Annotated in this window: 16 protein-coding genes; 7 read left to right on the forward strand and 9 right to left on the reverse strand. The window is 72.3% G+C overall.

Annotation, left to right across the window (positions count from 1 at the left end):
• Positions 1-23: 23 nt before the first annotated feature.
• From ACFPZ3_RS37395 to ACFPZ3_RS37410, 4 genes are read right to left on the reverse strand one after another with little or no spacing between them, the layout of a single operon-like run.
• Positions 24-1,472: a mannitol dehydrogenase family protein gene (locus tag ACFPZ3_RS37395; RefSeq protein ID WP_379519060.1), complete on the reverse strand. Its 1,449-nt coding sequence runs from the start codon at positions 1,470-1,472 to the stop codon at positions 24-26.
• Positions 1,469-2,668: an N-acetylglucosamine-6-phosphate deacetylase gene (locus ACFPZ3_RS37400; RefSeq protein WP_379519061.1), complete on the reverse strand. Its 1,200-nt coding sequence runs from the start codon at positions 2,666-2,668 to the stop codon at positions 1,469-1,471. The genes ACFPZ3_RS37395 and ACFPZ3_RS37400 overlap by 4 nt, the downstream gene beginning before the upstream one ends.
• Positions 2,665-3,450, reverse strand: coding sequence for a 6-phosphogluconolactonase (locus ACFPZ3_RS37405; RefSeq protein WP_379519062.1), 786 nt, complete (start codon positions 3,448-3,450; stop codon positions 2,665-2,667). The genes ACFPZ3_RS37400 and ACFPZ3_RS37405 overlap by 4 nt, the downstream gene beginning before the upstream one ends.
• Positions 3,447-4,472, reverse strand: coding sequence for a Gfo/Idh/MocA family protein (locus ACFPZ3_RS37410; RefSeq protein WP_379519063.1), 1,026 nt, complete (start codon positions 4,470-4,472; stop codon positions 3,447-3,449). Before ACFPZ3_RS37410 ends, ACFPZ3_RS37405 begins: the two co-directional genes overlap by 4 nt.
• A 122-nt stretch (positions 4,473-4,594) precedes the next feature.
• Between ACFPZ3_RS37410 and ACFPZ3_RS37415 the strand changes: the two genes are divergently transcribed.
• The 3 genes from ACFPZ3_RS37415 (at position 4,595) to ACFPZ3_RS37425 (ending at position 7,624) form a co-directional block, all read left to right on the forward strand.
• A complete protein-coding gene (locus tag ACFPZ3_RS37415) occupies positions 4,595-5,629 on the forward strand; it encodes a LacI family DNA-binding transcriptional regulator (protein WP_379519064.1) in 1,035 nt (344 codons plus the stop codon).
• 17 nt (positions 5,630-5,646) lie between these two features.
• The gene (locus ACFPZ3_RS37420; RefSeq protein ID WP_379519065.1) at positions 5,647-6,909 is read left to right on the forward strand and encodes a lactate racemase domain-containing protein; all 1,263 of its coding nucleotides are present in this window, start codon (positions 5,647-5,649) and stop codon (positions 6,907-6,909) included.
• Between the two features lie 94 nt (positions 6,910-7,003).
• Positions 7,004-7,624, forward strand: coding sequence for an L-threonylcarbamoyladenylate synthase (locus tag ACFPZ3_RS37425; protein ID WP_379519066.1), 621 nt, complete (start codon positions 7,004-7,006; stop codon positions 7,622-7,624).
• 222 nt (positions 7,625-7,846) lie between these two features.
• Here the strand turns inward: ACFPZ3_RS37425 and ACFPZ3_RS37430 are convergent, their stop codons facing one another.
• Positions 7,847-8,476 (reverse strand): TetR/AcrR family transcriptional regulator, encoded by a 630-nt coding sequence (locus ACFPZ3_RS37430; protein WP_379519067.1) that lies wholly within the window; start codon positions 8,474-8,476, stop codon positions 7,847-7,849.
• 143 nt (positions 8,477-8,619) lie between these two features.
• Here ACFPZ3_RS37430 and ACFPZ3_RS37435 point away from each other — a divergent pair, with 143 nt between their 5' ends.
• Positions 8,620-9,639: a zinc-binding alcohol dehydrogenase family protein gene (locus tag ACFPZ3_RS37435; RefSeq protein ID WP_379519068.1), complete on the forward strand. Its 1,020-nt coding sequence runs from the start codon at positions 8,620-8,622 to the stop codon at positions 9,637-9,639.
• Between the two features lie 9 nt (positions 9,640-9,648).
• On the opposite strand, the gene ACFPZ3_RS37440 is transcribed toward ACFPZ3_RS37435, so the two are convergent.
• Genes ACFPZ3_RS37440 through ACFPZ3_RS37450 form a run of 3 tightly spaced genes read right to left on the reverse strand, consistent with a single transcriptional unit; the run spans position 9,649 to position 13,121 of the window.
• On the reverse strand, positions 9,649-10,530 hold the full coding sequence (locus ACFPZ3_RS37440) for an LLM class F420-dependent oxidoreductase (protein WP_379519069.1): 882 nt from the start codon (positions 10,528-10,530) through the stop codon (positions 9,649-9,651).
• Between the two features lie 38 nt (positions 10,531-10,568).
• Positions 10,569-11,963, reverse strand: coding sequence for an amino acid permease (locus ACFPZ3_RS37445; RefSeq protein ID WP_379519070.1), 1,395 nt, complete (start codon positions 11,961-11,963; stop codon positions 10,569-10,571).
• A gap of 24 nt (positions 11,964-11,987) precedes the next feature.
• A complete protein-coding gene (locus tag ACFPZ3_RS37450; RefSeq protein WP_379519071.1) occupies positions 11,988-13,121 on the reverse strand; it encodes an aminotransferase class V-fold PLP-dependent enzyme in 1,134 nt (377 codons plus the stop codon).
• Between the two features lie 90 nt (positions 13,122-13,211).
• Between ACFPZ3_RS37450 and ACFPZ3_RS37455 the strand changes: the two genes are divergently transcribed.
• Complete coding sequence (locus ACFPZ3_RS37455) at positions 13,212-13,733, forward strand: helix-turn-helix domain-containing protein (protein ID WP_379519072.1); 522 nt, start codon at positions 13,212-13,214, stop codon at positions 13,731-13,733.
• Here the strand turns inward: ACFPZ3_RS37455 and ACFPZ3_RS37460 are convergent.
• Positions 13,727-14,830, reverse strand: a complete 1,104-nt coding sequence (locus tag ACFPZ3_RS37460) for an alkene reductase (RefSeq protein ID WP_379519073.1) — start codon at positions 14,828-14,830, stop codon at positions 13,727-13,729. The genes ACFPZ3_RS37455 and ACFPZ3_RS37460 overlap by 7 nt on opposite strands.
• Positions 14,831-14,939: 109 nt before the next feature.
• Here ACFPZ3_RS37460 and ACFPZ3_RS37465 point away from each other — a divergent pair, with 109 nt between their 5' ends.
• Together ACFPZ3_RS37465 and ACFPZ3_RS37470 are read left to right on the forward strand one after the other, a co-directional pair.
• Positions 14,940-18,083: an AfsR/SARP family transcriptional regulator gene (locus tag ACFPZ3_RS37465; RefSeq protein ID WP_379519074.1), complete on the forward strand. Its 3,144-nt coding sequence runs from the start codon at positions 14,940-14,942 to the stop codon at positions 18,081-18,083.
• A gap of 16 nt (positions 18,084-18,099) precedes the next feature.
• A complete protein-coding gene (locus tag ACFPZ3_RS37470; RefSeq protein ID WP_379519075.1) occupies positions 18,100-18,285 on the forward strand; it encodes a type II toxin -antitoxin system TacA 1-like antitoxin in 186 nt (61 codons plus the stop codon).
• Positions 18,286-18,473 lie beyond the last annotated feature (188 nt).

An 18,473-nucleotide genomic window follows, 5' to 3' on the forward strand; every position in this document is an offset into this window, starting at 1 on the left:
TGTGGGGGGATGGGGGGTTGCTGTTACGCGCCGGTCGCGGCTTCGGCGATGAGCCCGGCCGGCGGGTCTCCGCGCAGGAGCGCCGTCAGGGCGTGCGTCAACGGCCCGAGCAGGTCCGGGTCCGTAGCCACCTCGGCGGGCAGCCGTACGACGTCCGCGAGCACCGCCGAGACCGAGGCGCGCAGGGTGTCCGGCGTGGCCGTGTCGAGGCGCGGGTCCGGTGCGTTCTCGTCGGAGAAGGCGTCCGGACGTGCCGTCCTGAGGTACATCCACAGCGCGATGACCGTGGCCGACACCCGCGGTGGCCGGCCACCCTCCTTGCACGCGAGGAGCGTGGCGGTGAACCGCTGGGGGATCTTCTGGCTGCCGTCCGTCGCGACGCGTGCCGTCGTGTCGGGAAGCAGGGGGGAGGCGAAGCGGGCGAGCACGGAGTCCGCGTACGCCTCGGGGTCGGCTCCGGCCGGCGCGACGACGGAGGGCAACGCCTCGGCGGCGAGGAACCGGGCGGCGAGCGCCGCGATGTCCGGGTGCCGCGCCGCGTCGGAGATGCGCTCGATGCCGAGCGCGAGTCCCGAGTACGCCAGGAGCGAGTGGGTGGCGTTCAGCAGTTGCAGCTTGAGCTGCTGCACGCGGTCGATCTCGGGGCTGAGGACGACACCGGCGCCCGCCCAGTCGGCCTCGGCGGCCACCCCCTCCTCCGCCTCGATCGTCCAGTGGAAGCTCTCCTCGGCGACGATTCCCATGGCGTCGTCGAGCCCGAGGAGCCCGGAGACCCGGTCCCGGTCGGCCGCCGTCTGCCTGGGCACGATCCGGTCGACCACGCTGCGCGGGAAGCGCGCCCGCGTGCCGAGCCAGGCCGGCAGTTCGGCGGAGAACGCGCCGGGGTGCCGGTCCACGAGGGCGAGCAGCGCGGCACGCAGGACCGTACCGTTGTCGACGAGGTTGTCGCAGCTCAGCACGGTGACGGGCAGGCCGGCCGCGCGCCGGCGGTCGAGGGCGAGTGCGAGCAGGCCGAGCAGGCTGTCGCCTGGCGCGCCCGGCGGCGGCGCGTAGCCGCGCTCGGTGATGGTGAGCGTGATCGTGTGGATCTCCGGAGCGGCCAGGCGCGCGACGACGGCCTCGGCCGACTCGCTCGCCAGGAGGCTCTCCCGTATCGAGCCGACCACGCGGACCGCCGGTTCGGCCGACGGATCCGCGCCGACGGTCACGACCGTGAAGAGGTGGTCCTGCTGGCGGGCGTCGCGTACGAGGGCGGCGTTGGTGTTCGCGACGGCGCACACACCCCACGGCTCGTTCGGGAAGCGCTCCAGCAGCCGGTCGAACGCGACCGCCTGGTGCGCCCGGTGGAACGCGCCGAACCCCAGGTGCACGACGCCGACCCGGACGTCGTCGAGGTCGTAGGAGGGCCTGCGGCCGGTGTCGACGAGCGGCAGGCTCCGGGCGTCGAGGCGGGGCCGTCCTGTCCCGGTCATCGCAGTTCCTCCGGAATCTCGCCCAGCTCGGCCAGCCCGGCGTCGGAGGGTCCCCGGTGCACGCAGGTCCCGGCGACGATCGTGGCGTTCGCCGGGGTCGCGCCGATGGCCGACTCGTCGTCGTACACCGCGAGGTCGGCGGCGGCGCCGGACTGCAGACGCCCGCGCGTGGTGAGCCCGAGCAGCGCGGCCGGGTTCTCCGAGGCCATGCGGACGGCGTCGGCCGGCCTGATGCCGGCGGCGACCGACCACGACAGGCACTCGTCGAGGGTCTTCACCGCGCCCGCGAGCAGCTCGCTGCCCCGCAGCGTCAGGCGCTTGCCCTCGTGCATGGTCACCTCGCCGCCGACGGGAGTGCGGTAGTCGCCCGGCCGCGCGCCGGCCGAGGCGAGGGCGACGGCGTCGCTCACGAGGAGCGCCCGGTCGACGCCCTTCGCACGCACCATCGCGCCGAAGGCCGCGGCGTCGAGGTGGTGGCCGTCCGCGATGAACCCCGCCGACAGGCGGGGGTCGGCGAGCTGCTCCCAGATGAGGTTGGGATGCCTGGGCAGCGTGCTCGCCACGCCGTTGCCGAGGTGGGTGCTCATGCGGGCGCCCGCGTCGGCTCCGGCGAGCGCCTCGGCCGCGCTCGCGGACGAGTGGCCGAGCGAGACGAGACACTCCTCGCTCACCCGGCGGATGTACGCGACGGCGCCCTCCACCTCCGGCGCGACGGTCACGATCCGGACGATCCCGCCGGCGGCCTCCTGCCAGCGGTGGAACTCGGCGACGTCCGCCGGACGCATCCACGCGGCGTCGTGAGCGCCGCGGGCGCCGTCGCCGGCCGACAGGTGGGGGCCTTCGACGTGCGCGCCATGGACGGAGTGCTCGAAAACGGGATGGTGGGCACGAGCGTCGCGGATCGCCCGGAGGGAGCCGACGATCCGCTCCTCCGCCGCCGTGATGACGGTGGGCAGAAACGTCGTGACGCCGCGCGCCCAGAGCGCGGACGCCATCCGGCGGATCGTGCCGCCGTCCACGCTCTCGTGGTTGACGTCGTGCCCGTCGTAGCCGTTGATCTGCACGTCGACCAGGCCGGGCACGATGACGGCGCCGGCATCGCGGGCGAGGCGCTCGATGTGGTCGATGCGCCCGCCGCGCAGCGTGACGCGCACGGAGGAGGCGGTGCCGGCGATCCGGCCCTCGACGACCGTCATGGCGTCGTGAGGGGGGAGGCGTCGGCGTCGAGGTACAGCCAGGCGGCCGGGTGCTCGCGCAGGTAGGAGGCGGGTGAGCCGCCGTCCACTGCTCCGGTGAGCGCGCGCTCGACGGCGTCGCGCTTTCGCCGGCCCGGCACGGTGCACACGATCTCCCCAGCGCCGAGGATGGCCGGCAGGGTGAGGGTCAGCGCCCGGCGCGGCACGAGGTCGAGCGAGGGGAAGCACCCGTCGTTGACCTGCTGCGCGCGCGAGGCCTCGTCGAGCTCCACGAGGCGCGCGGGCCGCGGGTCGTGGCGGTCGGCGTCCGGCGGGTCGTTGAAGGCGAGGTGCCCGTTCTCACCGATTCCCAGCAGCGCGAGGTCCAGCGGCCGCTCGGCGACGAGGGCGCCGTAGCGGGCCGCCTCCGCCTCGGCGTCGCCGGTCAGTGACATGTACTCGACGCGGCCAGGGCGTACCCGCCCGAAGAGGTGCTCGTCGAGGTAGCGGGAGAAGGTACGCGGCGCTCCGGTCGCCAGCCCCACGTAGTCGTCGAGCTGGAACGCGGTCACCCGGGACCAGTCGATGCCGTCCGCCGCCGCGAGCGTGCCGAGCGTGGCGTCCTGGGACGGCGCGGCGGCGAAGGCGACGCGCACCTCCTGCCGCTCCGCGAGCAGCCCGGCGAGCAGGGTGGCGGCTCGCCTGCCCGCGAGCGCCCCGGCGGTGCGGGCGTCGGCCAGGACGGAGACGCGGAGGCCGCCGTACGACCGGATCTCCCCTGGAGCGGTGTCCTGACCGGTCATCGCAGCTTCTCCCAGGTCCCGGAGGCGAGGGAGGCGTGCAGGGCGTCGAGGACGGCCGTGACCTGCCTGGAGCTTTCGAGCGTGACGAGCGGCTCCCCGTCGTCGAGCACGCAGTCGATGATGTGGTCGATCGCGTCGGCCATCGCCCCGCGCTGCTTGCCGTGGATGGTCGGCATGATCGCCATCCTCGGCCACTCGAACGCGCCGTCGCTCGCGACCTCCACCTGCTCGGCCTTGCGGTCGAGGTGGATCACGCCGTCGGTGCCGACGATCTCGATGAAGGAGTCGGTCATCGTCGGGTAGCTGTTCGGATAGATCCAGCAGCTCTCCACGGTGGCGACGCGCCCGCCGTCGAAACGGATCTGGGCCTGTACGGCGTCGTAGGTGTCGATGCCCATGCCGACGAGCTTGTTCTTCACGCCGGTCGCCACGACCTCCAGCGGCACGCCGCCCATGTACCAGCAGACGAGGTCGATGTCGTGGCTCGACAGGAACCACGCGGGGGTGGTCTCCGCCGCCCAGGACAACATCTCGGTCGGCACGTAGATCCGGTCGTTCTTGCGGGCGTACGCCATGACCGGCGTGCCGACGCGGCCGGCGGTGATCTGGTCGAACGCGTTGGCGTACGACGGGATCCAGCGGTGGTTGAAGCTGGTCATGGCCTTGACGCCGCTCTCGCGCACCACCGCGATGAGCTCGTCCGCCTCGTCCAGGCTGGTGGTGAGCGGCTTCTCCACGATGAAGTGCTTGCCGGCCCGCGCCGCGTCCGCACAGATCTGGCGGTGCAGGTGGTCCGGCGTGGCGATCGTCACGAGGTCGATGTCGGGGCGGGCGAGCAGCACGCGGTAGTCGTCGGTGTGATCGGCGCCATGCCGCTCGGCCAGGGTCCGGGCGGAGGCGATCGGCACGCTCGCCACGGCCACGAGGTCGGCCCGCGGGTTCTGGGCCGCGGCCGCGGCGTGCCCGGTGCCCATGATGCCGGCGCCGATGACGCCGACTCCCAGTCGGCTGCTTGTACTCACGAGGCTCCATTCGTCGCTGACCCGCAGGTTGCTTGGTTGTGCAAACCTTTGCAACAAGCTTGCCAGAAGTCAACATCCTCGACACAATCGTGCGGAACGTAGCGGGACACGAAGGGGTACAGGTGAACATCCACGACGTGGCGAAAGCCGCCGGGGTCAGTATCTCCACGGTGTCCCGTGCCTTCAGCGCGCCCGAGCGGCTGAGCCCGAAGACGCTCGAAGCGGTGATGAAAGCCGCCCGCGAGGCCGACTTCGTCCCCAACCGGGCAGCCCGCGGCCTGGTCACGGGGCTCACCGGCAACATCGGCGTGGTGGTGCCCGACATCACCAACCCATTCTTCCCGCCCATCATCAAGGGCGTCACCGACTACGCGGGCGCCGCGCGGCAGTCGGTCTTCCTGGCCACCACCGAGGAGAGCGCCAACCGCGAGCAGCACCTCATCGACCACCTCCTGCAGCAGGTGGACGGGCTCATCGTGTGCTCCAGCCTGCTGGACGACGAGGCGCTGCGGCGGGCCGCGGCGAAGAAGCCCGTCGTCCTCGTCAACCGGACGAGCGAGCCCGTCTCGTCCGTGGTGATCGACACGGCCGGCGGCATGCGGCAGGCGCTCGGGCACCTGCGCTCGCTCGGCCACACGAGCTTCGCCTTCGTCTCCGGCCCCGCGGGATCATGGTCCAACGCCGAACGCGGCGCCGCCCTGCTCGATGAGGCGACCACCCTCGGCATGCAGATGCGCACCATCGGCCCGTTCGCCGCCCACTACGAATCAGGCGTGCAGGCGGGAGACGAGCTCATCTTCGGCTCGGACACGGCCGCCGTCGTCTTCGACGACCAGATGGCGCTCGGCGTGCTGTCCCGGCTGCGCAACCGCGGCGTGCGGGTGCCGGAGGACCTCTCCGTCATCGGCTGCGACGACGTGCTGCCGGTCGGCCTCGCCCAGCCCGCCCTCACCACGGTCGCGGCGGCCGGCGGGGCCGCGGGGACCGCCGCCGTGGAGATCCTGCTCGAACGGATCAGGAGCGCCGAGGAGCTCGCGCCGGTCTCCGTCGTCCAGCACAGCAGGCTCGTCATCCGCGACTCCACGGGGCCCAGGCCCGTGGCCGGGCGGCGCGATCCGCTCGACGACGACCACGCGACCGCGCGCCCCTCGCTCTGACCACAGGAAAGCAGACCATGCCCACCCTCGCCTCCCCCGACGCCCCCCTCGGCCACGAGCGCGTGCGCGCCTTCGTCGCCGAGCAGTTCGCCGACCCCAGATTCGACGGGGCCCGCGTCTGCGTCATCGTCCCCGACGCCACCCGCTCCTGCCCGCTCGCCGAGGTCCTCGACACCGTGCACGGCGCGCTCGCGGGCCGCGTCGCCTCGCTGACCGTGCTCATCGCTCTCGGCACCCACGCGGCCATGTCGCAGGCCCAGATCGAGAAGATGCTGGAGGTGGAGCCGGGCGGGCTGGCGGCCCGATACCCGGGCGCCCGCATCGTCAACCACGAGTGGTGGGATCCCGGCGCCCTCGTCGAGGTGGGCACGATCAAGGCGGGCACTCTCGCCGGCCTCTCGGGCGGCCTCCTCGAACGGCCGGTGACCGTGACGGTGAACCGCGCGGCCGTCGAGCACGACGAGCTGGTGATCCTGGGCCCGGTCTTCCCGCACGAGGTGGTCGGATTCTCGGGCGGCAACAAATACCTGTTCCCCGGCATCTCGGGCCAGGAGATGATCGACGTCTCCCACTGGCTGGGCGCCCTGATCTCCAGCTCCAGCATCATCGGCACCCTCGGGACCACCCCGGTGCGAGCGCTGATCGACGAGGCCGCCGCGTTCGTCCCCGCCCGGGTGAGCGCCCTGTGCCTGGTGGTGCAGTCGGGCACGCACGAGCTGCACGGCCTGGCGTACGGGGACGGCAAGCAGGCGTGGGCCGAGGCCGCCCGGCTCTCGGCGCGCGTGCACGTCGCCTACCTGCCCGAGCCGGTCTCGCGGGTGGTGTCGATCATCCCGGACCGCTACGACGAGATGTGGACGGCCGCCAAGGGCATGTACAAGGTGGACCCAGTCGTGGCCGACGGCGGCGAGGTCGTCATCTACGCGCCGCGCATCACGACGGTCAGCCACACGCACGGCCCGGAGATCGCGGCCATCGGCTATCACTGCCGCGACTACTTCACCGGCCAGTGGGACCGGTTCAAGGATCACCCGTGGGGCGTCCTGGCGCACTCGACCCACCTGCGCGGGGGCGGCACCTGGAGCGAGGCGGAGGGCGAGCGTCCCCGCATCACGGTGACGCTCGCGACCGGCATCGGCCGGGAGGAGACCGAGGCGCTCGGCCTGAACTACCGGGATCCCGCGACGATCTCCGTCGAAGAGGAGCTCGCCACGCCGGGCTGCCTCGTGGTGCCGAACGCGGGCGAGACGCTCTTCCGCCTGGCCTCCGAACGCCACTGAAGCACGCCGCAGGCTGGCGAGTCGCGCTTCCCGAGTCTCCTGGTCCCCGGGTCGCGTGTCATACAAGGGTGTGACCGCTCCTAAGATCCATGGTGTGGCCAAGTACTTCGATCTCCATCCGGACAATCCCCAGCCTCGCCTGATCAGCCAGATCGTCGAGCTGCTGCACGCGGACGGGCTCATCGCCTACCCGACGGACTCGTGCTATGCCCTGGGGTGCCGGCTGGGCAACAAGGAGGGCATCGACCGGATCAGGGACGTCCGGGGCCTCGGCAGCGACCACCACTTCACCCTGGTCTGCAGGGACTTCGCCCAATTCGGCCAATTCGTCCATGTGAGCAATGCGGTGTTCCGCCTGGTCAAGGCGGCGACTCCCGGCGGTTACACGTTCATCCTGCCCGCGACCAAGGAGGTGCCGCGGCGGTTGCTGCATCCCCGGAAGAAGACGGTCGGCGTCCGGATCCCTGATCACGTCGTCACCCAGGCGCTGCTGGCCGAACTCGGCGAGCCACTGCTGTCGAGCACCCTGCTCCTGCCCGACGAGACCGACCCCCTGACGCAGGGCTGGGAAATCAAGGAGACGCTCGACCACGTGGTGGACGCCGTCATCGACTCCGGCGAGTGCGGCGCCACCCCGACGACCGTCGTCGACCTCTCGCAGGGCGAGCCCGAGATTCTCCGCCGAGGAACGGGAGACCCGTCCCTTTTCGAGTAGGCGCTGTCATTGGCGTGGTCGTGCTTCGTCGAGGTCGGATCGCCAGCGGCGTTCACCGTGGTCGTAGCGGACGGGACCGAAGCGGAAGCGGGACAGGTCGAGGTCGATCAGTTGCTGACAGCCGTCCTCGGGTAGGGCTGAGGGCCTGTCGTTCGCCGTCACCGGCAGCCTACGACAGGCCCTTTCTGAGCACCCTCCGGCAGGAATCACTACCGCCAGATGTCAGGCGCCGGTTGAGCCCTCGAGATGGGTGGCGACGATGGCGTCGATGAGATCGTCCATGGGCGGCCATGGGAGCGTGGGGCGAGCCGCTCGAAGGCTGAGGATCCCGTGCAGGGCGCCCCACAGGCAGAGCGTCGCCGGCCAGGGGTCGGTGATCTTGGCGATGCCGGCGTCGGCGCATGCGGAGATCACTCTCTGGAAGGTCAGGATGGCCGGCAGACCTGGGCGTTCCTCGCTCGTGATCTCACGGGGAACCCTGCCGATGGGGCCGGGCAGGGTGAACATCACCTGATAGACGTCGGCGTGCTCCTCGGCGAACCGGCAGTAGGCGCGCGCGACGGCGTGAAGCTGCTCGGCGGGGTCGTCGTGCCCGGCGACGGCCTCCTCCAGATGGCGGGCCAGCACCGCGAAATGTTCCTGGTAGACGGCGAGCAGGAGGGCCACCTTGTCGGGGAAGTGCAGGTAGACGCTGGTCGCGGCGATGCCGACCTCGCGTGCGACCGCACGCAGCGACAGCGACTCGTGACTGGCCCCCGCCTCCAGGAGCCTGTTGGCCGCGGCGATCAGATCCTGGCGGAGCCGGTCGCCCTCCCCGCGCCGGTTGGGCGTGTGCCGTGGGGATGATGTCACGTGCCCTCCGATGACCGAACCAGGACGCGCAAGCCTCTTGACTCCATTAGGGCTACAGCATAGCGCTACATGCTAGCCGTACGAGTAGTGTGTCAGAGCGTGGTGACGCACTGTCACTCAGCCGACGATGAGGGAGATCTCCGATGAGCAGGATGCGCGCCGTCGCGTACCGGAAGAACCTGCCCGTGGACGACGCCGAGAGCCTGGTGGACGTCGAGCTGCCCGTGCCGGCGCCGGGGCCGCGCGACCTGCTCGTCCGGGTGGCGGCCATCGCGGTCAACCCGGTGGACTACAAGGTGCGCAGGAACACCGACCCCGGCGGCGAGCCCAAGGTGCTCGGCTGGGACGCGGCCGGCACGGTCGTCGCGGCCGGCGACCAGGTGGAGTTGTTCGAGCCCGGGGACGAGGTGTACTACGCGGGCGCGCTCGACCGGCCCGGGGCCGACGCCGAGTACCACGTGGTCGACGAGCGCATCGTGGCGCGCAAACCCGCCACGCTCTCCTTCACCGAGGCGGCCGCGCTGCCCCTGACCTCGCTCACCGCGTGGGAGGGCCTGTTCGAACGCCTGGGCCTGCGCGACGCGCCGATGGAGCGGACCGGGGCGTTGCTGGTGACGGCCGCCGCGGGGGGCGTCGGCTCGATGGTGGTCCAGCTCGCCACCGCCCTCACGGGGCTCACGGTGATCGGCACCGCCTCCCGTACGGAGACCGTGGAGTTCGCCCGGCGGATGGGCGCCCACCAGGTCATCGACCATCACCGGCCGCTGCCGGAGCAGGTGCCGGCCGGCGTGGACTACGTGTTCAGCACCGCGGGCACCGACCGCAACCTGCCCGCCTACGCCGAACTGCTCCACCCCTTCGGCCACATCGTCGCGATCGACGACTACGACACGCTGCCCGTCGGCGTGCTCAAGCCGAAGAGCATCTCCTTCCACTGGGAGCTGATGTTCACCCGCTCCCTCTTCCAGACACCCGACCAGATCGCGCAGCACCGCATCCTCACCCAGGTGGCGCGGCTCGTGGACAAGGGTGTCCTGACCACCACGGCGACCACCGACCTCGGCCCGATCAACGCCGCCAACCTGCGCGAGGCGCACCGGATCCTCGAATCGGGCACCGCCATCGGCAAGATCACACTGACCGGCTTCGGCCAGGACGAGTGATCGATACTGTCACCGATCGTGGGCCTGCCTGCGCAGGCCGAGGATCTCGGCGGCGCGCTCCAGCGCGGCGAGGTGCTCATCCACCGAGCGCAGGCCGGTCCGCATGGTGTTGACGGCGATGTGCGTGGCCCCGGACGCCCGCCACCGGCGAGCCAGCTCGTGCAGATCGTCCGCGTCGCCCCGCCACTCGACGCGGCCCTCCATGCCGAGCACCGACGGGTCGCGCCCGGCCTGCCTGGCGGCCTCTTCGACGAGGGCCTTGGCCTCGTCGAGCTTGTCACCGGGTGCGAACTGCGGGAACCAGCCGTCGGCCAGGCGCCCGATCCGCCGGTAGGCCGCCGGCGACTGACCGCCGAACCACACGGGGATCGGCCGCTGTACGGGCAGGGGCGCCAGTCCCGCTCCCGTCACCCGGTCGAAGGCGCCCTCGAACGTGATCGACGGCTCGGTCCACAACCGGCGCATCAGCTCGACCTGCTCCTCCATGCGCCTGCCCCGGGTGGCGAAGTCCTGGCCGAGGGCTTCGTACTCGACCCGGTTCCACCCCAGCCCCACTCCCAGCCGGAACCGGCCGCCGGTCAGCAGATCGACCTCCGCCGCCTGCTTGGCCACCAGGACCGTCTGCCGCTGGGGCAGGATGATGATGCTGGTGACGAGTTCCAGCGAGGTAATCCCAGCGAGATAGCCGAACATGACCATCGGCTCGTGGAAGGTCGTGCGCACGTCGTAGGGCCCGTCCCAGCCCTGGTGGACCGCCGGGTCGGCGCCGACGACGTGGTCGAAGGCCATGACGTGCCGGTAGCCGAGCTCCTCTACCCCCTGCCCGTAGGCGCGCACGGCGCCCACGTCGCCGCCGAGCTCGGTCTGGGGGAAGACGACACCGATCTGCATGGAATGACTCCCGTCAGGCTTCCGCTACTTTCTGATCATCATCGCTCACCAGAAGCCGATCGCCCGGGCGCGACGCTCTGACGGGAGATGGCGAAGTACACCACGCTGATGATCACGAAGAACGGCACGCCGGCCCACCACGCCGGCCGCAGCGGCTCGATGAACAGCGTCGACACGAGTACGGCGGCCAGGAAGATCATCACCACCCCCGAGGTGACGGGCGCGCCCCAGAGCCGGACCGGCGACGGCGGCAGCCCCTGGGCGGCGCGGGTGCGGCGGAAGGCGTGGTGCGTCAGCAGGATCAGCAGCCACACCACCAGCGCCCCGAACACCGACACCCCGAACAGCGCGAGATACGCCCCGCTCTCGCTGGCCGCGGAGACGCCCGCGGCCAGCGCCAGGCCGAGCGCGGAGAGGGCGAGCGCGTTGCGCGGCACGCCGGAGGCGCTGAGGCGGCCGGTCCAGGCCGGGGCGTAGCGGTTGGCGGCCAGCGAGTGCATCATCCTGGTGGTCAGGTAGAGGTTGGTGTTGGCGCTGGAGAGGGCGGCGGTCAGCACGACGAAGTTCATGATGGTCGCCGCGGCGGGGATGCCGGCGGCCGAGAACACGCTCACGAACGGGCTCTGGGTGACCGAGCCGCCCTGGGCGGTGGTGGTCCACGGCACCACGGTCAGGACGATCGCGATGGCGAGCACGTAGAACAGCGCCAGGCGGGTGACCATGCGGCGGGCGGCGCGCGGAATGTCGCGCTCCGGGTTCTCCGACTCGGCGGCGGTGACCGAGACGACCTCGGTGCCGATGTAGCTGAACAGCACGAACACCATGGCCAGGAACAGCCCGCTCGTCCCGTTGGGCAGGAAGCCGCCGTGCGCGGTGAGGTTGGAGACGCCGGTGGCCTCCGCGCCGGGCAGGCCGACGGTCACCAGGACCACGCCGAGCAGGATGAACACGATGATGGCCACCACCTTGATCATCGCGAACCAGTACTCCACCTCCCCGAACAGCTTGACCGCGGCGGCGTTCGTGACCAGCACGACGGCGGAGAAGACGGTGACCGGCAGCCACAGCGGCAGCGACGGCCACCAGAACTGCACGTAGATCCCGGCCGCGATGACCTCGCCGCCGATGGCGATGACCTGGATCGTCCAGTACGTCCAGCGGACCACGAACCCGGCCCACGGCCCCAGATACCGGTGGGCGATCACTCCGAACGCGCCCGCCTCCGGATGGACCACCACCATCTCGGCCAGCGCCCAGCCGATCACGAGCGCCACGCCCGCGCAGATGACGTAGGCCACGATGGTGGCCGGTCCCGCCTGGGAGATCGCCAGGCTGGAGCCGAGGAACAGCCCGGTGCCGATCGCGCCGCCGAGCCCGATCATGGTGAGCTGGCGCCCTGTCAGGCGGCGCTGCAGCCCGGATTCGTTGTCCACGGAAGACCTCTTCCAGGGGGGTGATCAGGTCCTGCGGCAGGCCCTGATGGCTTCGACGGCCGCGTCCACGTCGGACCGGTCGTTGTAGAAGTGGAAGGACAGCCGCAGCAGGTCGCCGCGCGGCGCGGTCCAGATGCGGCGCTCGGCCAGCCTGGCGGCCAGCGTGTTCGGGTCGTCGTCGGCGATGGCGACCTGGGGGCCGCGCGCCCCGGCGGGGCTCGCCACCCGCTCACCGTCCGCCGTCAGCCGCTCGACCAGCTCCTCGACCAGGGCGGACACATGCTCCTGTACGGCGTGCGGATCGGTCCGCTCGATGAGGTCGAACCCGGCGTTGGCCGCGTAGGCGGACGGGATGGGCGGCGTGCCGGTCTCGAAGCGCCGGGCGTCGCCGGGGAAGTCGAGCAGCCGGGGATCGAAGGCGAACGGCTGCGTACGGCCGAACCAGCCGGTCAGCTCGGGCTCGCGCTGCTGCTCCATGCCGCCCCGGACGTACAGGAACGCGATGCCGGGCAGGCCGAGCAGGTATTTGAGCGACCCGGACGCCAGATAGTCGCAGCCGAGCCGCTTGACGTCGATCGGGACGACGCCGGTGCCCTGGTAGGCGTCCACGAACACGCGCGCGCCCCGGTCGTGTGCCAGCCGCACGACGTCCTCGACGGGCAGGCGGGCACCGTTGCGGTAGGTGTGCAGCGGCACGGAGACCAGGCCGACGCTCTCGTCGATGACCTTCTCGTAGCTTTCCGCCGGGACGTTCTCGCCGGTGTCGGCGGCCACCCGCACCTCGGCGCCGCGCCGGCGCTGGGCCAGCCACACGTGCGCGATCGAGGGAAACTCCAGGTCGTTGGTGACGATGCCGGGGCGGCGCGACCAGTCGAGCGACGCGGCTGCCTGGAAGGCGGCCTCCGACGCGCACGACAACACGGCCACCTCGCCGGGCTCGGCGCCGATGAGCCGGGCGAAGCGTTCCCGCGCCTGGCCGACCTGCGCCATCCAGGTCTCCCAGGGGGCGCCCTCGGCCCGCAACGAGTGACCGATCTCCTGCAGCGCGTACGTGAGCCGCGACGACAGCGCGCCCTGGCTGCAGCTCGCCAGGTGCACGGAGTCGGCCAGGGAGGGGAACTCGGCCCGGAACTGGGTGGCGTTCAACGTGGACGACATTTCGGGCACACTATCGGCGGGATTTAACCAGGTCAATATGAGTTCAACGTCATTAACGCCCGATAGGATCCGGGGGTGATAGGCGCCAGGATGCGGAAGCTCCGTACCGAACGGGGATTGACCCTCGCGCAGCTCGCCGCGGCGGCGGGCGTGTCCAGCGGGCTGATCAGCCAGGTCGAGCGCGACCTGGCCGACCCCAGCCTGGAGACGCTCAGGAAGATCGCCAAGGTGCTGGATCTGCCGCTGTTCAGCCTGTTCCAGGAGCCCGACGTGGCCGCCGTGGCCGTGGTGCGGCAGGACAAGCGCATGCTGGTCAGATCCCCGACCGGCGGGGTCACCTATACCCGTGTCTCCCCCGGGCACGGGCGGCTGGAGGTCCTGGAGGGCCGGCTGGAGCCCGGCGGGTCGTCGGCGGCCGAGCCGTGGGCGCATCCTTCGGAGGAGTGCGTGCTCGTGCTGCGGGGGCTGCTGGTCGTGGAGGTGGCGGGGGAGGAGCACCTGCTGGAGGAGGGCGACAGTTGTTACTTCGACTCCTCGCTCCCCCACCGCTACCTCAACCCGGGCGAGGAGCCGGTCGACTTCCTGATCGCGGCGACCCCGCCCAGTTACTGAGCGGGTTTCTCAGTGCCGTCGAGCGTCGGGTAGTCGGTGTAGCCCGTCTCGCCGCCCACGTACATCAGGTGTCCCTCACGTACCGGGTTGAGCGGAGCACCCTGGCTCAGGCGCTCGACCAGGTCGGGGTTCGCCAGGAAGGCGCGGCCGAGCGCGAGCAGATCGGCTCCGGCGGCCAGCAGCCGCTCCCCCTCGTGCCGGCCGCCGTCGGCCGGCAGCGGCCCCGGCCAGGGCAGGCGCGGGTTGGTGACCAGCGTGCCCGGCCAGGCCGCGCGCAGGTCACGGAAGAGCTGCTGGTCCGGGTCGCTGAACACCACGTGCAGGTACGCCAGGCCACGCCCGGCCAGCGCGCCCAGCAGCGCCGGGTAGACGGCCTCGGGATCGTCCTCCTGCATGCCGTTGGCGGTCACCCCTGGCGCGACGCGCAGGCCCACCCGCTCCGGGCCGATGGCGTCGGCGACGGCTTCGACCACCTCGGTCACGAACCGGATGCGGTTCGCCACGGGGCCGCCGTAGGCGTCGGTGCGGTGGTTGGTGCCGGTCGCCAGGAACTGGTGCAGCAGGTAGCCGTTGCCCGCGTGCACTTCGACCCCGGCGAACCCGGCCGTCATGGCATTGCGGGCAGCGGCGGCGAAGTCGGCCACCGTGTCCCGGATCTCGGCGGCCGTCATCGCGCGGGGCATCACGGCGGGCCGGTGCCCTGACGGCGTGAAGATGGTGCCAGGCAGCGGGATCGGCGAGGGCGCCACCGGAGTCAGCCCGCTGGTCTCGGGATGCCCGATGCGGCCGCCGTGCTGCAACTGCAGGAACATCCGGCCGCCGGCGGCGCGTACGGCATCGGTGACCTGCCGCCACCCGGCCACGTGCGCCGGGTCGAAGATGGCGGGGATGTTGGGGTAGGTCTGGCCGACCGCGTTCGGCGTGGTGGCCTCGGCGACGATCAGCCCGGCCGACGCGCGCTGGGCGTAATAGGTCGCCATGATCGGCAGCGGCACACCGTCGGCGGCGGCGCGGTTGCGCGTCATCGGCGCCATCACCAGCCGGTTGGGCAGGCTCAGGGGGCCGAGGCGGGCCGGTTGCAGCAGGGTGGTGCTCATCGTGTTCTCCTCATCGGCGCTTGCTACGACCACGACTGTGCGCCGCGCCGCTTCGGGTGCGCTGACGCCCCGCTGACGGCCTCCCATCAGCGGTCGGTACGGTGCTTTCATGCGGTTCGGAGTGCTCGGTCCCCTCACGGTGGCGACCGGCGACGGGCGGCCGGTCAGGGTGAGCGAGACCAAGGTCCGGGCGCTGCTCGCCGATCTGCTCGTCCACGAAGGGCGGCCGGTCTCCGCCGACCGGCTCATCGACGACCTGTGGGGCCAGGACCTGCCGGGCAATCCGGCCAACGCCCTGCAGGCCAAGGTCTCCCAGCTACGCCGGGCCATCGGGCGCGACCGGGTGACGTACGAGGCGGCCGGGTACCGGCTGCGGCTCGACGGCGACGAGGTGGACGCCGATCAGTTCATGAACCTGGTGGAGCGGGCCGGGTCCGTCGCCGATCCGCGGGCGCGGGCGGCCGTGCTCGGGCAGGCGCTGGCGATCTGGCGCGGCCCCGCCTACGCGGACTTCGCCGACGAACATTTCGTGCGCGCGGCGGCCGAGCGCCTGGCCGAGCAGCGGCTGACCGCCCTGGAGGAGCAGACCTCTGCCCGCCTGGAGGCGGGTGAACACACCGCGCTCGCCGGGGAACTGGCCGAGCTGGTCGCCCGGCACCCGCTGCGCGAGCGGCTGCGCGGTGTCCAGCTCCGCGCCCTGTACGCGGCCTCCCGCCAGAGCGAGGCGCTGGCCTCGTACGAGGAGTTGCGCAGGCGCCTGGCCGAGGAGCTGGGCCTCGACCCCGGCCCTGAGCTGGCCGCGCTCCACCAGGCGATCCTCCGCCAGGACCCGTCGCTCGCCCCGGAGGCCGTCGTCCGGTCCAACCTGCCCGCCCCGCTCACCGGGCTCATCGGCCGCGATGCCGCCCTCACCGAACTGGACACGCTCATCGGAGGCGCGCGGCTGGTCACGCTCATCGGGCCGGGCGGGGTGGGCAAGACCCGGCTCGCGATCGAGGCCGCGGCCCGGCTCGCCACCGAGGACGTGCCCGACGGGGTGTGGCTGGTAGAGCTGGCCGCGCAGCGGGGCGGACCCGATGAACTGGCCCAGGTGGTCGCCGCCACACTCGGCATCAGAGACGACGCCCCCGCCCGCCGGGGGTTGGCGTCGTCCGTGGAGCGGCTGGTCACCGCGCTGCGCGAGCGCCGGACGCTGCTCGTCCTCGACAACTGCGAGCACGTCGTCGAGGCCGCGGCCGGGCTCGCCGAGTTGTTGCTGCGCGCCGCGCCCGGCCTGCGCGTGCTGGCCACCAGCCGTGAACCGCTCGGGCTGGCGGGCGAGGCCCTGCACCTGGTGGAGCCGCTGCCCCAGGATGCCGCGGTCCGCCTGTTCACCGAGCGCGCCACCGCCGCCGCCCCCGGGTTCCGGCTCGACGCCGGCGCTCCGGAGGTCCGCGCGGCCGTCACCGAGATCTGCCGCCGCCTCGACGGCATCCCCCTCGCCCTCGAACTGGCCGCCACCCGGGTCCGCGGCCTCGGCGTACGCGAACTGGCGGCCCGGCTCGAAGACCGCTTCCGCATCCTCACCACCGGGCAGCGAGGCGCCCCGGCCCGCCAGCAGACCCTCCGCGCCGTGATCGACTGGAGCTGGGACCTGCTCACCGCGCCAGAGCGCGCCGTGCTCGCCCGCCTGGCGGTGCATCGCGACGGCTGCACGCTGGAGGCCGCCGAAGCCGTGTGCGCCGGGCACACCGTGGCCCCAGAGGACGTCCTCGATCTGCTGACCCGCCTGGTCGACCGGTCCCTGGTCGCCATGGTCGAGGGACCGGCGGGCACCCGGTACCGGCTGCTCGAATCGGTGGCCGCGTACGCGATGGAACGCCTGCGCGCGAGCGACGATCTGGACGACGCGCGGGAGCGGCACCTGCGCCACTACCTGGACCTGGCCGAGCGGGCCGAGCCGCACCTGCGCGGCGCCGGGCAGCGGGCCTGGCTCGGCCGCCTCGACGCCGAGGCCGCCAACCTACGGGCCGCGCTGGAGAAGGCGATCCCGCACGCCCACCCGAGCCACGCCGCCCCACCGGAGGAGGCGATCCCGCACGCCCACCCGGGCCGTGCCGTTCGGCTGGCCGCGGCATTGTCGTGGTGGTGGCTGCTGCGGGGCCGCCTGGGTGAGGGGTATCGCGCCCTGTCCTCGGTGCTGGCCGCCGCCCCTGAGGATGCCGAGTTGCGTGTCGTACGCGGGGCGTTCGCGCTGCTGTCCGGTGAACCCTCCGAGGCGCGGGAGCCGCTCGAAAGCGACATCCCCGACCCTGTACGGCGCGGCCGGGCCGTCTGGCTGTACGCCTACGCCCTGTTCAACACCGGCGACTCCGCGGCGAGCGAGAAGCTGACCGGACACGCCCTCGACCTCTGCACCGCCGCCGGCGACCAGTGGGGCGTCGCCGCCGCGCTCAGCCTGCGGGCCCACCACGCGCTCAACCGCGGCGACCTCGACGCCACCGCCCGCGACGGCCTGCGCGGCGCCGAGATCTTCCGCGAGCTGGGCGACCGCTGGGGAGAGTCGCAGCCGGTGGCGCCGCTGTCGATGCTGGCCGAGATCCGGGGCGACTACGCCGACGCCGAGCGCCGTCAGCGGGAAGGGCTGCGCATCGCCCAGGAGCTGGGCCTGACGGGTGAGATCTCCGCCCGCCACTCCGGGCTCGGCCGGCTGGCGCTGCTCACCGGCGACTGGGAGCGCGCCCGCGACCTGCACGAGCGGGCCCGTCTGCTGGCCCGCGAGCAGGAGGGCAATGTCTACGGCGAGGTCCACGCGATGATGGGGCTCGCGCTCGGAGCCCGCCGCTCCGGCGACCTCGACGCGGCCGAGGCGTACCTGATCCGTCTGCGTGACCAGTACGTCTCCTCGGCGGTCGGAGAGCACCTGCTCCACGCCGAGCTGGGCTTCACCGCGGAACTGCGCGGCGACGCGGCCCAGGCGGAGGCGCACCACCGGCGCGGCCTTGAGGTCGCCCGCGCCATCGCGGAGCCCAGGGCGCTGGCCCTGTCCCTGGAGGGCCTGGCCGGCGTCGCGGTGCTGTCCGGGGACCCCGGCCGGGCCGCCCTGCTGCTCGGCGCGGCCGACGCCGCCCGGCGCCGCGCGGACGCCCCGCTTCCGCCCGCGGAGCGCGGCGACGTGGACCGCGTCACGGAGGCCGCCACGTCCGCCCTGGGCCGGGAGGCCTTCGCGGCGGCCTTCCAGCGCGGCGCCGCAGTGCCTGATCCGCCCGCCTGACCTTACGGTGGTGTGCATGACCGACCTTCAGTTGCGATTCACCGATCCCGCCCGGTACGACGTCATCGCCGCGGCGGCGCGGGCCGCGGGCGTCGGCGTCGAGGAGTTCGTCATGGCGGCGGCGTACGAACGCGCGCTGAACACCCGGGAGCAGCACCCCCGATGGTTGCAGGGCACCTACCGTGTGTCGCACCACTACTGACCATGAAGGTACATTTCATCGGCAGCGGAGACGCCTTCGGCAGCGGCGGACGCCGGCCATCCGGCCGCCCACGACGGTATGACCGTCGATCTGTGAAAAGGGGCGTCATCCTTTCGGCGTGAAGCCGTTGTGAAGGCGCCGGCTGGCACGCTGATCCCTTCCGCCCATGTGATCGACGCAGGAAGGCG

Source organism: Nonomuraea insulae (assembly GCF_042656245.1).

Excerpts from the sequence above, each read along its gene's own strand:
- ACFPZ3_RS37450 (WP_379519071.1), bottom strand. The coding sequence starts at position 13,121 with ATGTCGTCCACGTTGAACGCCACCCAGTTCCGGGCCGAGTTCCCCTCC.
- ACFPZ3_RS37405 (WP_379519062.1), bottom strand. The coding sequence starts at position 3,450 with ATGACCGGTCAGGACACCGCTCCAGGGGAGATCCGGTCGTACGGCGGC.
- ACFPZ3_RS37460 (WP_379519073.1), bottom strand. The coding sequence starts at position 14,830 with ATGAGCACCACCCTGCTGCAACCGGCCCGCCTCGGCCCCCTGAGCCTG.
- ACFPZ3_RS37395 (WP_379519060.1), bottom strand. The coding sequence starts at position 1,472 with ATGACCGGGACAGGACGGCCCCGCCTCGACGCCCGGAGCCTGCCGCTC.
- ACFPZ3_RS37400 (WP_379519061.1), bottom strand. The coding sequence starts at position 2,668 with ATGACGGTCGTCGAGGGCCGGATCGCCGGCACCGCCTCCTCCGTGCGC.
- ACFPZ3_RS37435 (WP_379519068.1), top strand. The coding sequence starts at position 8,620 with ATGAGCAGGATGCGCGCCGTCGCGTACCGGAAGAACCTGCCCGTGGAC.
- ACFPZ3_RS37470 (WP_379519075.1), top strand. The coding sequence starts at position 18,100 with ATGACCGACCTTCAGTTGCGATTCACCGATCCCGCCCGGTACGACGTC.
- ACFPZ3_RS37465 (WP_379519074.1), top strand. The coding sequence starts at position 14,940 with ATGCGGTTCGGAGTGCTCGGTCCCCTCACGGTGGCGACCGGCGACGGG.
- ACFPZ3_RS37420 (WP_379519065.1), top strand. The coding sequence starts at position 5,647 with ATGCCCACCCTCGCCTCCCCCGACGCCCCCCTCGGCCACGAGCGCGTG.
- ACFPZ3_RS37440 (WP_379519069.1), bottom strand. The coding sequence starts at position 10,530 with ATGCAGATCGGTGTCGTCTTCCCCCAGACCGAGCTCGGCGGCGACGTG.
- ACFPZ3_RS37455 (WP_379519072.1), top strand. The coding sequence starts at position 13,212 with ATGCGGAAGCTCCGTACCGAACGGGGATTGACCCTCGCGCAGCTCGCC.